Source organism: Micromonospora sp. WMMD964 (assembly GCF_029581455.1).
Taxonomy (GTDB): domain Bacteria; phylum Actinomycetota; class Actinomycetes; order Mycobacteriales; family Micromonosporaceae; genus Micromonospora.
In genome coordinates this window covers 4712701-4730958 of sequence record NZ_CP120860.1, presented here as the reverse complement: position 1 = coordinate 4730958, position 18258 = coordinate 4712701, and the positions used below count along the sequence as shown (strand labels likewise).

Sequence of the window (18258 nt, the reverse complement as noted above, 5' to 3'; positions counted from 1 at the left end):
GAGGGAAGGCTAGTTACGACGCGACGGTGTTGTCCAGACCTTGTTGCACATAATTTGCAACTGCGAGAGGATGGCGGGGCGATGATCAGAGTGACGCCGGGTCGGGCCTCCGCCCGGCCCGGCGTACTCCTCCCGGCGGCTCAGGCCGCCGTCTCGACCAGGTCCGCGTCGGTCTGCGTCGGCTCGCCGCGACGGGCCAGGCGCAGCGCCCCGAGCAGGACGCCCAGCCCGGCCAGCGTGAGCGCCGCGCCGGCCCAGATCGGCGAGGTGTAGCCGAGCCCGGCGGCGATGGTCACACCGCCGATCCAGGCGCCCAGCGCGTTGCCGAGGTTGAACGCGGCGATGTTCGCCCCGGACGCCAGGGTCGGCGCCTGGTGCGCGTAGTGCATGATCCGCATTTGCAGCGGCGGCACGGTGGCGAAACCGAACCCACCCATCAGCACCAGCGAGACGATCGTCAGCGCCGGGCTCGTCGCGGTCAGCGCGAAGCCGACGAGCACGACGGTGAGCGCGGCCAGGACGATGACCAGGGTGCGGGACAGGGACCGGTCCGCCGCCCGGCCGCCGAGCAGGTTGCCGGCGAAGAGCCCCACTCCGAAGAGGACGAGCAGCCACGGCACGGTCCCGGCGGCGAAGCCGCTGACGTCGGTCAGCGTGAACGCGATGTAGGTGAACGCGCCGAACATCCCGCCGAAGCCCAGGACGGTGATCACCAGGGAGAGCCAGACCTGCGAGTGGGTGAAGGCGCGCAGCTCACCGCGCAGCCCGGCGGCCGGACGGTCGGCGGAGGCGGTGTCGCGAGCCGGGATGAGCAGGGCCAACCCGATCAGCGCGACGAGGCCGATGCCGGTGATCGCCCAGAACGTCGACCGCCAGCCGAAGTGCTGCCCGAGGAAGGTGCCGAAGGGGACACCGAGGACGTTGGCGATGGTCAGGCCGGCGAACATCATGGCGATGGCGCCCGCCCGGCGGGCCGGCGCGACCAGGTTGGCGGCCACCACGGCGCCGATGCCGAAGAACGCGCCGTGGCAGAGCGCGGCGACGATCCGACCGGCCATCATCACGGCGTAGTCGCCGGCGACGGCGGAGAGCAGGTTGCCGATGATGAAGAGCACCATCAGGCCGAGCAGCACCGGCTTGCGGGGCAGCCGGGTGACCGCCGCGGTGAGGGCGACCCCGCCGACGGCCACGCTGAGCGCGTAGCCGGAGATGAGCCAGCCGGCCACCGGCTCGGTGACCGCGAAGTCGGCGGCCACCTCGGGCAGCAAACCCATGATCACGAACTCGGTGAGCCCGATGCCGAAGGCGCCGATGGCCAGCGCGATCAGGCCGGGCGGCAGGGACTGTTGGCGTACGGACATGGTCTTCCCATCGGGGAGGGGTCAGATGGAAGGCGCGTGCAACTACACGCGTCAGCAACGAAATACTTGCACGCGCTTTATATCGGCGCAAGCGTGGTAGCCTTGGGCCGTCCAGGTCACACCAAGGAGGGCCGGCATGGGCATCGCCGACGACGCCGTCGAGATCCGCGCGCAGGGTTGGCGCACCCTCGCCGCCCTGCACGGGCTGATCGAGACGTCCCTGGAGCGGGCGTTGCAGGCCGGTCACGACCTGTCCGTCGTCGAATACACGGTCCTCGACGCGCTCTCGCGCCAGCACGGTTGGCACATGCGGATGAGTCAGCTCGCCCGCGCCGCCGCGCTCTCCGGCAGCGCGACCACCCGCCTGGTCACCCGCCTGGAGCAGCGCGGCCTGCTCACCCGCATCCTCTGCGCCGACGACCGGCGCGGCATCTACACCGAGCTGACCCCGGCCGGCTCCGAGCTGCTCGACCAGGCCCGGCCCACCCACGACCGGGTGCTCGGCGACGCGCTCGCCGACGCGGCGGCCACCCCCGAGCTGGCCCCCCTGGTCGACGCCCTGCACCGGCTGCCGGCCGTTCGCTGACCACCGCGTCAACCTGCCCCCGGACGGGCGGGGCGTACGGTACCCGCAGCCCCACCGGGACCGCCGTACCAAGGAGGCACGCGATGCACGACCGCACCCCTCGTCCGGAGGAGCTGGAGCCGATCGAGCGCGCCGCCGTCGATGAGCTGCGCGCGCTGCAACGCGAACGGCTGCGCTGGTCACTGCGGCACGCGTACGACAACGTGCCGCACTACCGCCGGGCGTTCGAGGCGGCCGGGGTGCACCCCGACGACTGTCGTGACCTCGACGACCTGGCCCGCTTCCCGTTCACCGGCAAGGCCGAGCTGCGGGAGAACTACCCGTTCGGCATGTTCGCCGTCCCCCGGGAGCAGGTCGCCCGGCTGCACGCCTCCTCCGGCACCACCGGACGGCCGACGGTGGTCGGCTACACCCGCGACGACCTGCGTACCTGGGCGCGGCTGATGGCCCGGTCGATCCGGGCCTCCGGCGGCCGCCCCGGCGACCGCGTGCACGTCGCGTACGGCTACGGGCTCTTCACCGGCGGCCTGGGCGCGCACTACGGCGCGGAGGAGCTGGGCTGCACCGTCATCCCGGTCTCCGGCGGCATGACCGAACGGCAGGTCATGCTGATCCGCGACTTCGAACCCGAGGTCATCATGGTCACGCCCAGCTACATGCTCGCCATCGCCGACGAGATGCAGCGCCAGGGCCTCGACCCGCGTGCCACCTCGCTGCGGGTGGGGATCTTCGGCGCGGAGCCGTGGACCGAGGACATGCGCCGGGAGATGGAGCAGCGCCTGGACATCCACGCGGTGGACATCTACGGGCTCTCCGAGGTGATGGGCCCCGGCGTGGCCACCGAGTGCGTCGAAACCAAGGACGGGCTGCACGTCTGGGAGGACCACTTCTACCCGGAGATCATCGACCCGGTCACCGGGGCGGTGCTGCCCGACGGTGAACGGGGTGAGCTGGTGCTGACCTCGCTGACCAAGGAGGCGATGCCGGTCGTGCGCTACCGCACCCGCGACCTGACCCGGCTGCTGCCCGGCACCGCCCGCCCGATGCGCCGGATCGAGAAGATCACCGGCCGCACGGACGACATGATGATCGTGCGCGGGGTGAACGTCTTCCCCACCCAGATCGAGGAGCTGATCCTGCGGACGCCGCAGTTGTCGCCGCACTTCCAGTGCGTACTCGATCGGCAGGCTCGGTTGGACACCCTGACGGTGCGGGTGGAGCGGCGGGCCGAGGTCACCGCGGACGCGGCCGAGCGGGCCGGCGCGACGCTCGTCGACCTGGTGAAGAACACCATCGGGGTGAGCGTGGCCGTCGACGTCCTCGACCCGGACACGGTGGAACGCTCGATGGGCAAGATGCGCCGCATCGTCGACCAACGACCGGCGGCGGTCTGACGGCCGGCACCGCGATGGGCCGGTGCCGTCCCCGGTAGAGCTGCTCCTTCGGGGCCCCGCCGGGCGCAGGTGGCGACATAGGATCCTGCCCATGCGCGTGCTGGTGGTCTCCGCCCCGCTCGTCGGGCACGTCTTCCCGCTGGTGCCGCTCGCGGTCGCGCTGCGCGACGCCGGCCACGACGTGCTGCTGGCCACCGGCGGCGGCGGTCTGGCCGCCGCCGACGCCGGGCTGGCCGTCCACGACATCGCACCGGGCTTCGACTTCGGCCGGATCGCGCTGCGCGTCTTCCCCCGCCACCCGCTGATCGCCCGCGCCGAAATGGCCGGCACCGCCGGCACCCGGGGCGCCGGCCTGCTCTTCGGCGCGCTCAACGACCAGCTCACCGATCCGGTGGTCGCACTGGCCGCCCGCTGGCGGCCGGATCTGGTGCTGCACGAACCGTTCGCGGTCGCCGGCGCGGTGGCCGCCGCTCGCCTCGACGTGCCGGCCGTACGCCAGGAGAACGCCCTCTTCGACGGCCGCGACCTGGTCCGCGCGACCACCGCCCGGCTCGGCGCCGCACTGCGCCGACACGGTCTGACCGAACTGCCGCCACCCGCCGCCGCCCTCGCCGTGGCCCCTCCCAGCGTCGCCACCCAGGCCGGTTGGCCGATGCGGTACGACTCCTACATCGGCGGCGGCGAGCTGCCGACCTGGCTGCGCGAGCCGGGCGACCGGCCCCGGATCCTGGTCACCCGCAGCACCCTGACCGGCCCCGGCGACCGGGGGCCGATGCCCGCCGTGGTGGCCGCCGCCGCCCAGGTCGACGCCGAGATCGTGCTGGTCCGACCGGACGAGCGGTCGGCCCGTTCGCTGCCCGGCAACGTGCGGGTGGTCGACTGGATCCCGCTCGACGCGGCAATACCGGCGAGCGCGGCGCTGGTCCACCACGGTGGGGCGGGCAGCGTCTTCGGCGCCCTCGCCGCAGGTCTGCCCCAGCTCGCCACCGTCGGTGCGGGGGACCGGCGGCACAACGCCGAGCTGGTCGCCCGCCGCGGCGCCGGTCTGGCGCTGCACCCCCGGGACATCACCGCGCAGGCGCTGACCCGCCTGCTCACCGACGACGCCCTGCGCACCGCCGCCGGGCAGGTCAGTCGGGAGATCGCCGCGATGCCGCCGCCGGCCGACCTCGTCGCGCGGCTGGCGGCGTTGGTCTGACCGCCGTCCCGCGCGCTTGGCGGCGTTGGTCTGACCGCCGCCCCGCGTGGCCACCCTTGGTATGCGGCCGGTTGCGGCAGGATGACGTGATGCGACACGTCGTGCTCTTCCACTCCGTGTACGGGCTGCGGCCCGCCGTGCGCGCCGCCGCCGACCGGCTGCGCGCCGCCGGGCACCAGGTCAGCACCCCCGACCTGTACGGCGTCCCGGCCGTCGACACCGTCGAGGAGGGCTTCGCGCTGCTCGACAAGGTCGGTCAGGAGGTGGTGCTGGACCGGGCCCGGGCCGCCCTGCGGGACCTGCCACCCGAGACGGTTCTCGCCGGCTTCTCGATGGGCGCCGGCGTGGCCGGGGCGCTGCTGGCCGAGCGACCCGACGCGGGCGGGCTGCTCCTGCTGCACGGCACCGGCGGCGCGCCGGACGCGGTCCGGTCCGGGTTGCCGGTGCAGCTGCACCTCGCCCATCCCGACCCGTACGACACCCCGGACGAGGTCGACGAGTGGCAACAGGCGATGACCGGCGCCGGCGCCGACCTGGTGGTCTTCCGCTACCCCGGTGTGGGTCACCTGTTCACCGACCCGGAAGCCGGTGAATACTCCCCGGACGCCAGCGCGGCGACCTGGCCCAGGGTGCTGGCCTTCCTGGCCGCCCGGTGAGCATCGAGGTCTGCGGAGCAGCACGACCGTCGATGGTTGCCGCGCCTGCCTAGCCTGACGACAGGCTCCCCTCATCGAAGGGCACAGGCGTGAACGAGACGGTCCTGAACGTCATCGGTCTGATGCTGGTCGCGATATCGCTGTGCTTCTCCGCGCTGCAGACCCGAGAGGTGGCGAGGCAGAGCCGGATCAACAACGGCATCGGCTCGGCCACCGCGCTCGTCGAGGTCAACAACCTCATCCGTTCCTGGCATGAACGCCTGCTCCAGGACCCGTCGGCGCGGCCGTACTTCTTCGACGGGAAGCCCTGCGCGCCGGACGACGCGGAGCGGCCGACGGTGTTGATCTTCGCGGAACTCCTCGGCGACGTGCTCGAGTGCAATCTTCAGATGGCCTCGCTGCTGCCCGCCTTCGACTTCGCCCACTCGTGGCATCACTGGCCGGCCGAGATGCTGCGGCAGAGCCCGATTCTCGACGAGGTGGTGGCGGGTCACCCCGAGTGGTGGCCGACGCTCCACCTGCTCCAGCAGCAGATTCGCGCCGGCGTACCGCAGGCCCATCCCCTCCTGCGCAGGCCCCCATCCCGGTGGCGACCGTCGCGCTCCCGGGGCGGGGCAGGCGTCCGTCTGGACCGCGACGCCCTCGCCGGGACGGTCGTCCCGGCGGGCGACGAGGCCGCGATCCCGTCGCAACGATGAGGCCCGGGGCCGGGCTCCCGCGCGATGTGCGACGGCGCCGCCCGCACGGGGTGACCGAGCCCGGCAGGCCCGACGTCGGGTCGGATCGTCAGGCCTGTCGGGTCGGTTGTCGACCTCGCTCAGCGGGCCCCGGCGCCGATGCGCGGGGGAGTGGCGGTGCCGTGCACCCGCTTGGCGTGGCTGGCGAACAGTCGGGGTCCGATGATCGGCATGAGCAGCCGGGCCGGCAGCGGGGCGTGGGCCAGCACCGCCTTGATCACCTCGGGGTCGCCCTCGTACATCGCCAGGCCGAAGGCCAGCGGCAGCTGCTTCTTCGGAGAGTTGCTCATGCCGTGCTCGCCGAGTTGCATCCACTCCCGGGCGGTGACGTGCCGTTGCGCCAGGGGCAGGATCTCGGCCTCCTCCATGGCCATGTGCTCGATCAGCGCGGCGCGCAGGTGCTCGAACGCGTCAGCGAGCTGGTCACCGCCGCGCCCGGTACGCCGCCAGCCGGGCAGCAGGGCGACCACCGCCGCGTGGGCCTCCTCGATGGCGTGGTGTTGCTTCTCCATCGTGGGCACGATCGCCGCCGCCTCCTCGCCGCCGCGCTCGACGAGCCGCGGCCACAGCAGCAGATCCTCCCCCTCGTGGTGCAGGTGCAGCATGTGGCAGAGCAGCTCGGCGTGGGCGCCGACGACCTCCGCTCGCTTGGCGTCACCGGGTGCGACGTCGCGGACGAGCTGCGGCAGCAGGCTGAACTCGCGACGGAACGTCGTGTGGGCCATGTACATGTCGCGCACGTCGGCCATGGCTTCGCGGTGGTTCTGGTTCACGGTGACCTTTCCGAGGATCAACTGGCACAGATTCGTCGATCATGCCCGGTGCCACTTGGAACCGACTTGGAATCCACCGACCGCGACGGTCAGTCCGCCAGTGCCGCCGTCGCCGCGGCCAGCCAGTGCGGCGACTCCCACCGGCGGGCCACCCCGGCCGCCAGTGTGAAGTGCCGCGTCGCCTCCTCGGTGCGCCCCAGCAGGCGGAACAGCTCCCCGAGCGTCAACGCGACCGGCCGTACCACGGCCGCGGTGGTGGCGAAACCGGCCAGTTGGTCGCGTACCGGGAGCAGGGCGTCGATCACCGGTTGGGCCAGGTCCCGTCGGCCCAGCGCCACGATGACCATCCCGCGTACGCTCAGCAGCGCCGACTCGAAGTAGTCGGGGCGGTAGGTGTGCCGCCCGAGCGGCATGGCCCGCGCCTCGTCCACCCGCCCGCTGTCGATCAGCGCCAGCGCCAGCAGGTCGTCCACGATCGGCCCCAACGACTCGCGTACCCGCAGGGTGGCCTCCACGTGCTCACCGAAGCGTCCCTGGCTGATCAGCAGGGTCGCCACGGAGAAGTAGTGGAAGGCCTCGGCGTGCAGCGAACCCTGCCGCCGCATCTGCACGGCGACCTCGTCGTAGTGTCGCCGCGCCGCGACGAAGTCACCGGCGACGTGCGCGATGGCACCCAGGGCGCACAGGTGGATGACCTGCGCCTCGTTGAGTTGGTACGTGTCGGCCAGCCACCCGTGGCGGGCGACACTGGCGCGGAGCTCGCCCGGCTCGTTGAGCGCGGCGGCGCAGTGGCCGAGCACCTGCTCGGCGACCGAGCGGTACGTCACCAGCCCGTGCTCGTCGGCGAGGTCGCGCAGCTCCAAAGCCAGGTCCCGACGGTGCCGTGCTTCCCGTTCGTAGCTCATGGTGCGGACCCGCGCGGCCAGCCCGAGCGCGCGCAGTTCGGGATCGTCCAGCCGCCGTGACAACGCCAGCGCCTCCCGCCCGGACGCCGCGCCCCGAGGGTCCGCCTCGCCGTCCAGCTCGGTGGCGAGCGCGTCGAGCAGTCGACAGCGGGCGACCGGGTCCAGGTCGCCGGTCCGCAGGAGCCGGGTGAGCAGCTCCACGACCCGGTGGTCCACCACGCCGTACGCGTGCGTCAGCCACGGCGTCGGGACGGTCCACGCGGTGAACGCCGCGACCAGCAGGTCGTCCCGACCGGACGCGGCGGCGACGTCGATCGCCCGGGCGCGGGTCGCCCGGGCGGCGGCCACCGCACCGGCGCGGGCCTGGGCGCGCAGCAGTCGGCCGAGCAGATCGACCCGCAGCGCGTCGCGGTCCCCGGCGACCGTCGCGGCGGCGTCGAGCGCGTGGCCCAGCACCTCGATCGCGGTGTCGTACGCGTACCGCCGCTCGGCCAGCTCGGCGGCGCGGACGGCGTAGTCGACGGCGAGCGCTGCGGTGTCGGCCGACGCGGCGCGGGCGTAGTGGTGGGCCAGCGACGGGTAGTCCTCGGGTGCCAGTCGGCGGGTGGCGTCGGCGACCCGGGCGTGCAGGCGGGTCCGGCGCAGGTGGGACAGGTCGGTGTAGACGGTGTCGCGGACCAGGCCGTGCACGAAGCGCACCCGCCCGGGCGCCGGTTCGGTGAGCAGGCCGGCGGTCAACCCGACCTCCACGGCTTCGAGGGTCGACGCCTCGTCGGTGTCGGAGGCGTCGACGAGTGTCCGCAGGTCCGCCTCCCGCCCCAGGGTGGCGGCGAGGCGCAGCACCGAGACCGCCGACGGCGGCAGGCGGGTGAGTCGGCGGCGCAGCACGTCGCGTACCCCCTCCGGCACCTCGGAGGTGGCGACGAGCGTGCCCTCGGCGGCGAGCAGCCGGGCCGACTCGCGTACGTAGAACGGGTTTCCCCCGGTGCGTTCGGTCAGCGCGGCGACCGTGTCGGAGTCGAGGGCGGTCCGGGCCAGCGCGCCGAGCATCCGCTCGACCTGGGCCGTGGTCAGGCCGCCCAACTGGATCCGGTGGGGTGACCGCCGGGCCAGGACGGCCATCGTGTCGGCGAGCCGCTCGCGGTTGTCGGTGGGCCGCATCGCCGCGACGAACAGCACGGCGCCGGTGGTCATCTCGGTGGCGCTGTTCAGCAGGAGCAGCGTCTCGGCGTCGGCGGCGTGCAGGTCGTCCAGGACGACCGCGACCGGTCGTCCGGCCGCGGCCTCGCCCAACCACGCGCCGACCGCGCGGTGCAGGCGGAACCGGCCCGCGGCGACGTCACCACCCGCCTCGCCGTCGCCGCCGCCGAGCAGCGGCGCGAGCGCCGGTGCGAGCTCTCCCGGCGGCACCTGCTCGGCGAGCTGCCGCAGCGCCTCGACCCACGGCCAGGCCGGTGGAGCGCCCTCGACCTCCGGGCAGCGGCCGACGGTGACCAGCCAGCCGCGGGAGCCGAGCTCCTCCCGGAACCGGGCGAGCAGCGTCGTCTTGCCCGCGCCGGCCTCGCCGCTGACGAGCGCGACGCGCGGCCCGTTCGTCGCGGCCTCGGTGGCCGCCCGCCCGAGGGCGGCCAGCTCGGTCTCCCGTCCGACGAACACCTCCTCGCTCGCCGGGGCGGCGACGCGTGCCGCCGTCGCGGCCACCGGCGCAAGCAGGTCGACACGCTGACCCAGGATCGCGGACTCCAGCTCGACCAGGGACGGACCCGGGTCCAGGCCGAGCTGGTCGGCCAGCGTCGCCCGGGCGCGACGCAGCGCGGCGAGGGCGTCGCCCTGCCGACCGGTACGCCACAACGCCAGCGCCAACAGCCGCCAACTCTCCTCCCGCAGTGGTGCCTGCCGGGTGAGCACCTCCGCCTCCGGCACCGCCTCGGCCGCGCCGCCCCCACGCACGCGCACGTCGACGAGCAGCTCCCGCGCGGCGAGGCGCAGCTCCTCCAGCCGCAGCACCTCCGGCTGGGCCCACGGCTCCTCGGCGAACTCGGCGTACGCGGGCCCGCGCCACAGGTCGAGCCCGGCGTCCAGCAGCCGCCGTGCGTGGCCCGGCTCGGCGGCGCTGACCGCCCGTGCCTCGGCGAGAGGCGCCTCGAACCGGCCGGCGTCCACGGCGTCGGTGGGCACCCGGATCGCGTAGCCGGGCGGCGCGGTCACCAGGACCCGCGCCGGTGCCCGGCGTTCCCGGGCGGGTTCCAACAGGCGGCGCAGGTGCGAGACGTACGCCTGCAGGGAGGCGATCGCCCGGGGCGGAGGGTCACCCCGCCACAGATCCTCGATCATCCGACCGACGGGGACGACCTCGCCTCGGGCCGCCAGCAGCAGCGCGAGCACGGCGCGTTGACGGGGGCCGCCGAGGTCGACCGGTCCGCCTGTGTCGACCTCGACCTCAAGCGGTCCCAGCACCCGTAGCAGCATGACTGGGTCGATCCTAGTCGTCCCGTCGGCGCCCCACCGCTCGTCGTGGGCAACGAACGACCAGGCCACCCGGGGGACCGCGGCGTCCCGTCGGTGCGCGGGGCGCTCGGGGAGACATCCCGTTCGATATCGTGGCACCACCATCAAGATCGTTGAGGGGTACGGGCGATGACGACGACTGCCTACGACGAGTACGTGCGGTCGCACTGGTCCGGGCGGGCTGCCGCGTACGACCGCAGCCTCGCCGGGCTCTGCGCTCATCCGGCACCAGCGCTGTTGGACGCCGCGCACGTCGGTGCGGGCACGCGGGTGCTCGATGCCGGCACCGGATCCGGGACCGTGGCCGGGTTGGCGAGCGCCCGTGGCGCGGCCGTCGTCGCCGTCGACGCCGAGCCCAGCATGGTGGAGTTGACGCGCAGCCGTGTCCCGTCGGCCGAGGAGGTCCGCCTCGCGGCACTGCCGCGCCTCCCGTTCGCCTCCGGATCCTTCGACGCGGCGGTGGCGAACTTCGTGATCAACCACGTGGGTGATCCGCTCGCCGCGCTGGACGAGCTGCGACGGGTCGTCCGGTCGGGCGGCCGGATCGCGGTGACGGTGTGGCCGGACCCCACGCCCGAGGCGCAGAGCCTGTGGGGGACGGTCTTCGACACCGCCGGGGTCGACCGTCCGACCGACGTGCCGACTGTCGACGAGGACCGCGATTTTCCCCGTACCCCCGACGGGTTCACGGGGTTGCTCGACAGGGCCGGCCTCGGCGACGTGCGGTGCGACGTGATCACCTGGGTGCATCGCACCGACCCCGAGGCGTGGTGGAGCGGTCCCGCCAACGGCATCAGCAAACCCGGCCTCGTGTTGGCTGCCCAACCGGCGGACGCGCTGGTCCGCATCCGTGCCGCGTACGACGAGGTGACCGCTCCCTACCGCGACTCGGACGGTCTGCTCGCACTGCCCACCGCGGCGCTGCTGGCCTCGGCGACCGTGCCCTAGCCGGGCCCGCCGGGCCCGTCGGTCCGCAGGGCGGGCCCGCCTCGATATCGTGCGGCATGGAGTTCCTGTGCTACCACCGCGACCGACCCGGCTCGGGGGAGTTGCGCGACGAGTTGTCGGCCGAGCACTGGTCCTACATGGACCGGTTCGCGAGGGAGATGATCGCTCGCGGTCCGACCCTGTCCGGCGACACCGCCACCGGCAGTGTGCACATCGTCGATCTGCCCGACCCGGCCGCCGCGCGGGCGTTCGCCTTCGACGAGCCCAACTACCAGGCCGGCGTCTACCGGGACGTGCTGGTGCGCCGATGGCGCAACACGCTGGGCCGCACGATGTGGGACTTCCCGGGCGGTCGCACCGGCGGTGACAGGTATCTGGTGCTCGGTCTCGGAGCGGGGGAGGCCGTCGACCTGGCCGTGCCATCCGACCCGGACGAGCTGATCGCGTACGGGCCGCTGCTGTCCGACGACGGCGGCACGTGGTTGGGCACCGCCGCGCTGCTCCGGGCGCCGTCCCGGGACGCGGCCCGTGCCCTCCTGACCGCGAACCGGTACGCCGACGTCGAGGTGCACGACTGGCGGTTCGGTGGGCGACCCACCTGACCCCGCTCCGACCCGTCTGCTCGGCTCGGTCGTGGCAGCCGGGCAGGGCGGTGCTCGGCGTGTCGAGGTGCTCGGCTGCCGACGATCGAGGGACGAGGCCGGGACGGCGCCTCAGGCGCAGCTAGCCAGGCCGTCCGACCATCGGGCCACCGGAGGGGGCGGCAGGGCGCGCACCGCCCCGGGTGGACCCCCGACGGCGGCGGCGTGCTGGGCCGACCCCGGCACCGCCGGCACGACGCGGACCGACGCCGAACCCCGGTCGCCGGCGGCGGCCCGACGACCGCCCGCGTGGTTCGGCGTCGCGGACCCGCGCGTCGGCGGCACGTCGCCCGCCGACGCGACGGCTCGGAGCCGGCGGGAGCCCGGCGCTCGGGTCGTCCCAGCGCCGTCCCGTCGGCCGGTGAGGACACTGACCGGGCGCTGGACGGGCGCGGCCGGTACGGTGCCCACTGCCGGGCGGGACGGATGTCGGCGCGGCCCGGCCGAGGGCGACGCCGTGAACACCGCCCCGGGACGGCTGTTCCCGACGCGAGCGGCGTCGAGGCCGCTGTTCCCGACGCGAGCGGCGTCGAGGCCGCCGCGCCCGACGCGACCGGCGTCGAGGGGCACCACCTCGGCCCGTCGTGCGGCCGAGCCGACGGCGGCAGCACGACCGGCACCCGGTCGGCCGCCGGCCAGGTCGCCGCGAGCGCGGTCACCGGATTCGACGGCGTCGAGACGCACGACGTCGCCGACGCGGTGGACGAAGACGGCCCGTAGCGCGCGGGGCAGCCGCTCGGCGGCGACCTGACGCAGCGCGGGCGCGGCGAACGCGTACCCACCGACACGGCGGGGGAGCAGCAGCCCGGCGGCGACCAACGCCCGCAAGGCGGGCGCGGACCGACCGGGCGGCCAGCCGAGGGCCCGGTCGACGGCGTCGCCGCAGATCACACCGCCGAGGGTGGCGGCGGCCATCAGCACCGCCCGCCGTTCACCGTCGAGGGTGTCCAGTTCGGCGCCGACGACCCGGCGTAGCGCCTCGGGCAGGGGGAGCGCCACCGGGTCGGCGCCGTCCACGAGCGACGTGACGTACGCGGCCGCGTGCCCGGGTCGGCCTCCCACCAGTGGCAGCAGCCGGCCGACCAGGGTCACCGGCTGTCCGGCCCGGGTGAGCAGGTGGCGCAGCAGCCGCCCGGACTGCACCGTGGCCAGTGGTCCGATCGTCATCCGTCGCGCCGGGCTGGGCCGGGTGTCGGCCCACTGCGGTTGGTGCAGGGTGATCAGGGCGAGCGGCAGACCGCGCGCCGTCGCCGCGGTGAACAGCGCGTGCAGGAACCGGCTCATCGCGGGCGCCGCCCGGTCCACGTCGTCCACGGCGACGACGAGCGGTTGGTGCGCGGCCAGGCGCAGCAGGACGTCGCGGCAGACCGCCGCCCCCGCCAGCGCGGCCGACGAGCGGTCCGGGCTGGTCAGGAACCGCTGCAGGGCCGGGATCGCCGCCGCGACGCGCTCCGGCGGGAACAGCGACGTCAGGGCGGCGACCAACCGGTCGTGGACCACCGCCGGGCCGTCGCCGTGCCGCACCCCGGCGAGGTCGCGGAGCAGCTCGGCGGCGGGTGCCAGAGCCTGATCGGGGTACGGCTGGCAGGTCGCCACACACCAGCGCACCGGCCGGCCGTCCACGGTGGTCAGCCCACGGGTCATCTCGTGCAGCAGGCGGCTGCGGCCACTGCCGGTAGGGCCGACCAGCGACAGCCACCTCGGACTCTGCTCGCGGACGGCCCGGCTCACCTGGTCGCGAATGGTGGCCAGTTCGCGGCGACGACCGATCAGCGGGCCGTCGTGGCGGTCGGTGCCGGGGCGTACCGGGCCGACCGCGTGCCAGACCGGCATCGGGGGCACCCGGCCGGCCACCGACACCGCCACCAGCTGACGTTGGGTGATCAGGCCGGCGGTGGCGCGTGCGGTGGCCGCGCAGAGCGCCACCGCGCCGGGCTCCGCGTACTCCTGCAGACGGGCGGCGGTGGTGATCACCGCGCCGCTGGCCACCCCGTGCCCGCCACTGACGGCACCGCCCAGGTCGACGACGACCTCACCGGTGGCGACCCCGACGCGCACGCGCAGTTTGATGTCGTCGACCATCGGCCGGCGGTCCAGCGCGGCCTGGATCTCGAGCCCGGCGCGCACCGCGCGGTACGCGTCGAAGCCGTCCGAGTGCCGAGCGCCGAAGAGGGCCATCACCGCGTCGCCGACGTACTTCTCCACGACACCCTGCCAGCGGTGCAGCACGCCGGCGACGGCGTCGAAGTAGGCCCGTTGCAGGGCGCGGACGTCCTCCGGGTCGAGCCGGTCCACCAGGCCGGTGGAACCGACGATGTCCGCGAAGAGGACGGTGACGATGCGTCTCTCCACCGTCACCGGCCAGTGTCCGGTGCCGGTCCGTCGCGGGTCGACGACGACGATGCTGCTGGTCATGGGTATCGCACCGGCCCTTCTCCGCGTTCTCTGCCTGATGACCTCCGGAGATTGGCATCCCTGGGCTCCCGGGGGATCTGCAGAACGACGTATGTCGGCCACCCGCAACCTTTAGTCGCAAAGTCGACGCGAGGAGTACCACAAGCGGCGGGCGGCCGTAGAACGGTGCGGGGCACTGTGATTAGGCTGCGTGCCATGGCCAGCGATGTGGACACCGCACCGCTCGTGGGTCGGGCCGAGCTGGTGCGGTCGGTTCGGTCCGCGTTGCTCGGTGACGCGGCGCACGGGCAGACCGCCGCCGTCTTCCTGACCGGTGAGAGTGGTGTGGGCAAGACCCGGCTGCTGGGTGAGATCGGTGACCGGCTGCGTGACCAGGGCGCCGTGGTGCTCACCGGCAGCTGTCTGGACATCGGCGACGCCTCCCCGCTGCACCCGCTGTTGCAGGCGCTCCGCCGCTACGACGCGGACCTGTCCGCCGCCCGCGCGCGCAGCTCCTCGGCGGTGCGGGGGCTGTTGCAGATGGTCGCCGACGAGACCGCCGGCCCGGACGGCGCGGGCGCGTTGCTGGAGCGGGTGTCGCGTGGGCTGCACCTGATCGCCGAGGGCAGACCGTTGGTGTTGATCCTCGACGATCTCCAGTGGGTCGACCGCAGCACCCGGCAACTGCTGCTCTACCTGTTGGCCGGTCTGGGCGATCTCCAGCTCTCGGTGCTGGCGGCGGTGCGCGCCGAGTCGTTGCAGGGCGCGCACCCACTGCGCCGGGTGCTCACCGAGCTGCGTCGTCTGCGGACGGTGCGGGTGCTCGACCTGGCGCCGCTGGGCCGGGCCGAGACGGAGGAGCTCGCCGCCGCGGTGGTCGGCCGCGCCCTGTCCGCGGACGCCGCCGAGCAGGTGTGGCAGCGCAGCGGTGGCAACCCGTTCGTCATCGAGGAGTTGGCCCGCGACCTGCGTGACGGCCGCGACGGCCTGTCCGAGACGCTGCGGGAGATCTTCCTCGACCGGGTCGACGCGCTGCCGCAGCACGCGCACGCGGTGGTGCACGCGGTGGCCGCCGGCGTCGAGCCGGTGCAGCACTGGCTGCTGGCCGAGGTGCTGCGCTTGCCCGAGGACGAGCTGATCGACGCGGCCCGCGCGGCGGTGGCACACCGGCTGCTGGTCGGCGCGGACGACGGCTACCGGCTGCGGCACCGCCTCGTCGCCGAGGTGCTGGCGCACGAGTTGCTGCCGGCCGAGCGTTCCGGGCTGCACCGCCGCTACGCCGAGGCGCTGACCTCGGCGCCCGGTGAGCTGCACCAGGCCCGACTGGCACACCACTGGCGGCTGGCCGGTGACCCGGCGCGCGCCCTGCCGGCGGCGGTGGCCGCCGCGCAGGAGGCCGAGCGGCTGGGCGGCTACGCCGAGGCCCACCGCCACTGGTCGGTGGCGTTGCAGCTCGCCGCCGACTCGGGCCCTCTCGCGGTGGACCGCGTCGAGCTGCTCGGGAACGCCGCCGAGGCCGCCCACCACAGTGGGGAGCACGCCCGCGCGTTGGCCCTACTGGAGGAGCTGGCCACGCTCCAGGGTGGTGAGCCGAGCTGCGCGTTGCACATCCGCCGGGCCCGTTACCTGGCCGCCGCCGGTCGCTCCGCGTTGGCCGAGGAGGAGTACCAGCGGGCGTTGAAGGCGGCGGACTGCTCCCCGCGCGACCGCGCCGCGGCCGCCGCGCGCCTGGCCGAGTTGTTGCTGCACCTGGGCCGGTACGCCGATGCCGGTGACCGGGCACGCGAGGCGCTGGCGCTGGCCGAGAACGTGGAGGGGTCCGTCACCGAGGTCGTGCTCGCCAGTTCGGCGCTGGGCTTCAGCGACGCCTTCCTGGAGGATCCGGACGCCGGCCTGGCGGTCATGCGCGACGCCCTCGACACCGCCGAACGCGCCGGCCGTCCCGAGGACGTGGCCTGCGCGTACCTGCACCTGGCGGAGTTGCTGACCGGGCCGCTGAACATCCTCGAAGAGGGTGTGGTGGTGGCCCGGCGGGGTGCCGAACGGGTGGCCGAGCTGGGGTTGGGCCGCACCTGGGGCACCCGGCTGTTGGCCATCGCCATCAACGGGTTGTTCCGGGTCGGTCAGTGGGCCGAGGCGGAGAAGGTCGTCGCCGTGGCGTTGCGGCAGCGACCGTCCGGTGCGGACGCCGTCGAGTTGCTGCTCGCCCGGTGCCGGCTCTCGGTGGGCTACGGCGACATCGAGGCCGCCGGTCGGGACCTGGACGCCGTGGCGACCCTGCTCGCCGGCGGCGGGGCGCGGCACGTCATCCCGCTGCTCACCCTGCGCTCCGGGCTGGCCATGTGGGAGGGCCGGCACGACGTGGCGCGGCTGGCGGTGCAGCGCGGCCTCACCGAGAGCCGCTCCGACGACGTGATGATCCTGTCCGCCCTGGTCTGGCACGGCCTGCGCGCCGAGGCGGAGGCGCACGCCAGCCGCACCCTGGAGGTGGACCCGACGGCGGTGCGCCGACTACGCGACGTCGCCGACCGGATGGCCCGCAAGAGCGCCGGCGCGGCCCGACCGGTGCGCTCGGTCGTGGAGGGGTTCCTGGCGCTCTGCGCCGCCGAGGTGAGCCGCCTCGACGGCAGTGACCCGGAGCTGTGGGCGACCTCGGTCGCCGAGTGGGACCGGCGTAACCACCCCTATCCGGCGGCGTACTCGCGGCTGCGGCAGGCCGAGGCGTTGTTGGCTCGGCGCAGTCGGCTGGCGACCGCCGGCAAGCTGTTGCGCGAGGCGTACGAGGTGGCGCAGGGGTTGGGCGCGGTGCCGTTGACCTCGGAGATCCGCGAGCTGGCCGGGCGGGCCCGGGTGTCGCTGGAGGAGAGCGACACCACCGCCGGGGCCACCCGGGGGGCACCGGCCCAGGCATCCGACGACGAGTTGGCGGCGCTGACCGCGCGGGAGCGGGAAGTGCTCGCGTTGGTCGCGGAGGGGCTGACCAACAAGGAGATCGGGCAGCGGCTGTTCATCAGCGAGCGGACCATCGGGGTGCACGTCTCGCACATCTTCGACAAGTTGCAGGTCCGCACCCGCGTTCAGGCCAGCGCGATCCAGCTGCGTAACCACCGGGGCTGACCGACCACGACGTATCCCGGCGCGCCTGTGCGCGCCGGGATACGTCGTTCTACTGATCCGGTCGACAGGTGCGGGCTGAAAGGCTGTGCCGCGTCGACGACGGCACGGGGGATGCCGCCGACCACCATGGAGGAGAGATGACCGAACCGGTCTGGGGGCCCGTTCACCGGGACATCGTCGACTTGCTCGCCGACCATCCCGCGGACGTGCCGGCCGTCGTCGATCATCTCACCAAACTCCAGGATCTGCTGGTGCGGCTTCCTCCGTTGGAGGAGAGCTGCCCCCTCGCCGACTTCAACAAGCTCTACCTGACCATCACCAGCAGCGTCCTCGACGGGCTGTACGACGACCGCTTCGTCGACCCGGCGTTCCTGTCCCGGCTCGACGTGGAGTTCGCCGCGCGGTACTTCGACGCGATGCGGTTGTGGACCGATTCCAGCCCGGGCACCCCGAAGGCGTGGTCGTGTCTCTTCGAACGGATGCGGGGGCCGGACGCCCGCCCGCTGCCCTCGGCGGCGGCCGGGGTGAACGCGCACATCAACTTCGACCTGCCGTTCGCGTTGGTGACCACGTTCGATCACCTGGAGTCGGAGCCGGTCGACGGTAGCGACCAGCACCGCGACTACCTGGAGATCAACAACATCTTCGCCGACAAGATCCCCGGCCTGCGCCGCGGCTATCTGGAGCGGTGGCAGTTGCTCATCGACATGCTCAACGGCGACATCGACGACTGGTACCAGGGGGAACTGGTCGAGTACACCCGCGATGTCGCCTGGCGCAACGCACAGAGGATCTGGCGGTGCCGGCACGATCCGGACGCCCACGAGTGTGAGCGCACGCGGTTGGACGACAACGCCGCCGCGCTCGGCCGGCTGTTGCTCTCGCCCCTCGGGGCGTTCCTGCAGTAGCCGGGACGGGGGGCTCCCGCGCTCCGCCCCGTGGGGGGCGGCGGAGCGCGGGAGCGCGTCCCACCAGCTCCACCCACCCCACGGGGTCGGCCGAGGTCTGGTCGACCCAGGGGGTGCAGCCGGTCGGCCCGG

The 18258-nt window shown here is 73.9% G+C and carries 13 protein-coding genes; 9 read left to right on the top strand and 4 right to left on the bottom strand.

All coding sequences use genetic code 11. The features are described 5' to 3' along the window. Positions 1-140: 140 nt before the first annotated feature. Positions 141-1361: an MFS transporter gene (locus tag O7616_RS21795; RefSeq protein ID WP_282303678.1), complete on the bottom strand. Its 1221-nt coding sequence runs from the start codon at positions 1359-1361 to the stop codon at positions 141-143. Positions 1362-1497: 136 nt separating this feature from the next. On the opposite strand from O7616_RS21795, the gene O7616_RS21790 reads away from it, so the two are divergent. The 5 genes from O7616_RS21790 (at position 1498) to O7616_RS21770 (ending at position 5893) form a co-directional block, all read left to right on the top strand. Next, a complete protein-coding gene (locus O7616_RS21790; protein ID WP_282303677.1) occupies positions 1498-1947 on the top strand; it encodes a MarR family transcriptional regulator in 450 nt (149 codons plus the stop codon). Positions 1948-2030: 83 nt separating this feature from the next. Further along, positions 2031-3341 carry a phenylacetate--CoA ligase PaaK gene (gene paaK, locus O7616_RS21785; RefSeq protein ID WP_282303676.1) on the top strand — a complete coding sequence of 437 codons (1311 nt, stop codon included), beginning with the start codon at positions 2031-2033 and terminating at the stop codon, positions 3339-3341. A 91-nt stretch (positions 3342-3432) separates the two neighbouring features. Continuing rightward, positions 3433-4539: a nucleotide disphospho-sugar-binding domain-containing protein gene (locus tag O7616_RS21780; RefSeq protein WP_282303675.1), complete on the top strand. Its 1107-nt coding sequence runs from the start codon at positions 3433-3435 to the stop codon at positions 4537-4539. An 89-nt stretch (positions 4540-4628) separates the two neighbouring features. Further along, on the top strand, positions 4629-5195 hold the full coding sequence (locus O7616_RS21775) for a dienelactone hydrolase family protein (protein WP_282303674.1): 567 nt from the start codon (positions 4629-4631) through the stop codon (positions 5193-5195). A gap of 89 nt (positions 5196-5284) precedes the next feature. Continuing rightward, positions 5285-5893, top strand: coding sequence for a hypothetical protein (locus O7616_RS21770; RefSeq protein WP_282303673.1), 609 nt, complete (start codon positions 5285-5287; stop codon positions 5891-5893). A gap of 119 nt (positions 5894-6012) precedes the next feature. Here the strand turns inward: O7616_RS21770 and O7616_RS21765 are convergent, their stop codons facing one another. Beyond that, the gene (locus tag O7616_RS21765; protein ID WP_282303672.1) at positions 6013-6726 is read right to left on the bottom strand and encodes a hemerythrin domain-containing protein; all 714 of its coding nucleotides are present in this window, start codon (positions 6724-6726) and stop codon (positions 6013-6015) included. A gap of 68 nt (positions 6727-6794) precedes the next feature. Beyond that, positions 6795-10067, bottom strand: a complete 3273-nt coding sequence (locus O7616_RS21760; protein WP_282303671.1) for a BTAD domain-containing putative transcriptional regulator — start codon at positions 10065-10067, stop codon at positions 6795-6797. A 180-nt stretch (positions 10068-10247) separates the two neighbouring features. Between O7616_RS21760 and O7616_RS21755 the strand changes: the two genes are divergently transcribed. Both O7616_RS21755 and O7616_RS21750 read left to right on the top strand, forming a co-directional pair. Continuing rightward, positions 10248-11066 carry a class I SAM-dependent methyltransferase gene (locus tag O7616_RS21755; protein ID WP_282303670.1) on the top strand — a complete coding sequence of 273 codons (819 nt, stop codon included), beginning with the start codon at positions 10248-10250 and terminating at the stop codon, positions 11064-11066. A 56-nt stretch (positions 11067-11122) separates the two neighbouring features. Then, entirely contained in the window at positions 11123-11668 is a 546-nt protein-coding gene (locus O7616_RS21750; protein ID WP_282303669.1) for a YciI family protein, read from the top strand. A 111-nt stretch (positions 11669-11779) separates the two neighbouring features. Here the strand turns inward: O7616_RS21750 and O7616_RS21745 are convergent, their stop codons facing one another. After that, positions 11780-14122, bottom strand: a complete 2343-nt coding sequence (locus O7616_RS21745) for an adenylate/guanylate cyclase domain-containing protein (protein ID WP_282303668.1) — start codon at positions 14120-14122, stop codon at positions 11780-11782. A 195-nt stretch (positions 14123-14317) separates the two neighbouring features. Here O7616_RS21745 and O7616_RS21740 point away from each other — a divergent pair, with 195 nt between their 5' ends. Together O7616_RS21740 and O7616_RS21735 are read left to right on the top strand one after the other, a co-directional pair. Further along, positions 14318-17218 carry a LuxR family transcriptional regulator gene (locus tag O7616_RS21740; RefSeq protein ID WP_282303667.1) on the top strand — a complete coding sequence of 967 codons (2901 nt, stop codon included), beginning with the start codon at positions 14318-14320 and terminating at the stop codon, positions 17216-17218. A 137-nt stretch (positions 17219-17355) separates the two neighbouring features. Further along, entirely contained in the window at positions 17356-18126 is a 771-nt protein-coding gene (locus O7616_RS21735; protein WP_282259266.1) for a DUF5995 family protein, read from the top strand. Positions 18127-18258: the final 132 nt, after the last annotated feature.